We start from the raw sequence: 2,606 nt of genomic DNA, 5'->3' as shown, positions 1-2,606 counted from the left end.
ATTATATATTTTTTATCATTTATATAATTTATTATTTCTTCGTCTTCATCATCCAATTCTTTGCTTGAATCCAACATCAATATAATTAAATCCGAACTATCAATTCTCTCCTTGGATTTTTTAACTCCAATCTTTTCTACTAAATTATCGGTTTTTCTGATTCCAGCTGTATCAATTATCTTCACAGGTATTCCATCTATATTCATATATTCTTCTATAACATCTCTTGTAGTACCTGGTACATCAGTAACTATAGCCCTATTTTCCATTATCAGCGAATTTAAAAGAGAAGATTTGCCTACATTCGGCTTTCCAACAATTACTATGCTCAATCCTTCCCTAATTATTTTGCCTTCTTCCGCATTACTCAACATATAATCCATTCTGTTTAATATTTTCTTTAACTTTAAAGAAACTTCATCAGATGTTATTTCCTCTAAATCAGCTTCTGGGTAGTCAACAGTAGCCTCAATTGATGCAATTATTTCCAAAAGATCTTCTCTTAACAAATTAACTTCTTTGGAAATTTTCCCCTTAGACTGTTGAACTGCAGTTTTCATAGAAATTTCAGTTTTTGAATTGATTATATCAATTATTGCCTCAGCCTGACTTAAATCAATCCTTCCATTTAAAAATGCTCTTTTAGTAAACTCCCCTGGTTCTGCCATTCTAGCTCCAGATTTTATAACTTCTTCAAGTACTTTCTTAGCAGCTAGAATTCCACCATGACAATTTATTTCAACTGTATTTTCAGCTGTGTAACTTTTAGGGGCTTTCATAAAACTTACCAAAACTTCATCCAATAATTCTCCAGTTTTCTCTTCCACTATAAAGCCATATCTCATTGAGTACGATCTTATATCTAACAATGTTCTATTATTTTTTCCCCTAAATATTTTATTTACTATTTCAAGAGAATTTTTTCCCGAAACTCTTACAATTGATATTCCACTTTCACCTAAAGCTGTAGCTATTGCAGCTATTGTATTAACTCTTTCCATTATTTCACTTCCTCTTAATTCTAATCACTTGATAAAATACTAATATATAGTCTCTTCATTCACAATTCTCTTAATATGTAAAAAAGAAAGCCTCTAGGCTTTCTTCAAATCCACTACAACTCTTCTAAAAGGCTCTTGACCCTCACTATAGGTATTTACATAAAAATCATTTTGGAGAGCAGAATGAATTACTCTTCTTTCATAAGGGTTCATCGGTTCCAACTTAACTATTCTACCTGTCCTTCTAACTTTTTCGGCCACTCTTCTAGCAAGCCTCCTCAAAGTCTCCTCTCTTTTTGCCCTGTAATTTTCAGTATCTAAAATTACTCTTTTATATTCCATTTCATGATTTTTATTTATCACAAGGCTTAAAAGATACTGAATTGCATCCAAAGTCTCTCCTCTATAACCTATGAGTATTCCCATATCTGAACCGGTTAAATATATTTTTATTACATTATTCTCTTCCTTTATTTTTATTTCTGCCTCTACTTTCATTTTATCTAAGATACTTTTCAAAAATACTTTTGCCTCATATATGTAATCCCTTTTTACTTTAACCTTTATTTTAGCTGGTCGTACCCCTATAAAATTTAAAAACCCTTTATTTCCTTCATCTAATACCTCAACTTCCACTTTATCCTTTTCAACTTTCAATTCCTGCAATGCATTTTTAAGTGCCTCTTCAACGGTTTTTCCTGTAGTCTCTATAACCTTCATGCCACATAGCCACCCCCTAGGCCTTACTAGTTTTAGTTTTTTTACCCATCTCAATTTTTTTAATAACTACAGTTTGTGCTATTTGAATTAAATTACTAACAACCCAATACAATACCAATGCCGATTTAAATCTCATACTCATGTACACCATAAATACAGACATTCCAATATTCATCATTTTACTCTGTTTAGCTTGTTCCCCGGTAGAAGGCATCACCAAAACTCCTGATAAATAAGTAGTTGCTCCCGATATAATAGCAAGAAGCATATCTGTTTTAGCTAAATCCTTCATCCATAAAAAACTAACACCATTTATGCCAGATAAATTATTAAAAACATAGTAGAGAGCTATTAAAATAGGCCACTGAATAAGAAGCGGTAAACATCCACTAAAAGGGCTCGCTCCTTTTTCTTTGTACAACTTCATCATTTCCTGCTGTGCTCTTTGTGGATCTTTTTTATACTTTTCCTGCAGTTTTTTAACTTCCGGTTGAATTTCATTCATAGCAAACGAAGACCTCAATTGTTTTATTCCCAATGGAAGTATTATAATCCTAATTATTATAGTCATTAAAATTATTGCTATACCATAAGAAACATTTGGATTAGGTATAAACGAAATTACACTATTATGTAAGAAATTAAAAAATCGAACAAAAGCATCATTTAAATACTGCAAAATATTAAACCTCCTGAAATTTATTTAACCGGATCATATCCACCTTTGCAAAATGGATTACATCTCAATATTCTTTTTATAGACATAAATCCACCTTTTATAATACCATATTTTTGTAATGCTTCCAATGCATATTGTGAACAAGTAGGATAAAATCTGCAACATGGTCTTTTTAGAGGTGATATATATTTTCTATATAATTTAAT

At 31.0% G+C, this 2,606-nt stretch carries 4 protein-coding genes; all 4 read right to left on the bottom strand.

The genetic code is table 11. The annotated features are described in order from the left end of the window. The coding region (gene mnmE, locus J5G60_RS17850) for a tRNA uridine-5-carboxymethylaminomethyl(34) synthesis GTPase MnmE (RefSeq protein WP_207876606.1) at nt 1-1,001 on the bottom strand (1,001 nt) is incomplete at its 3' end. 93 nt (nt 1,002-1,094) lie between these two features. Then, the gene (gene jag / locus J5G60_RS17845) at nt 1,095-1,721 is read right to left on the bottom strand and encodes an RNA-binding cell elongation regulator Jag/EloR (RefSeq protein WP_150359025.1); all 627 of its coding nucleotides are present in this window, start codon (nt 1,719-1,721) and stop codon (nt 1,095-1,097) included. Between the two features lie 16 nt (nt 1,722-1,737). After that, nucleotides 1,738-2,400 carry a membrane protein insertase YidC gene (locus J5G60_RS17840; protein ID WP_150359026.1) on the bottom strand — a complete coding sequence of 221 codons (663 nt, stop codon included), beginning with the start codon at nt 2,398-2,400 and terminating at the stop codon, nt 1,738-1,740. 20 nt (nt 2,401-2,420) lie between these two features. After that, nucleotides 2,421-2,606, bottom strand: a 186-nt coding sequence (gene yidD / locus J5G60_RS17835; protein WP_150359027.1) for a membrane protein insertion efficiency factor YidD, incomplete at its 5' end; no start/stop codon positions are given.

It is taken from the genome of Clostridium sp. HV4-5-A1G, assembly GCF_900184915.1.
GTDB classification, from domain to species: domain Bacteria; phylum Bacillota; class Clostridia; order Clostridiales; family Clostridiaceae; genus Clostridium_B; species Clostridium_B aromativorans.
The sequence above is the reverse complement of the archived record's forward strand: the minus strand, read 5'-3'. Positions and strand labels throughout refer to the sequence as shown.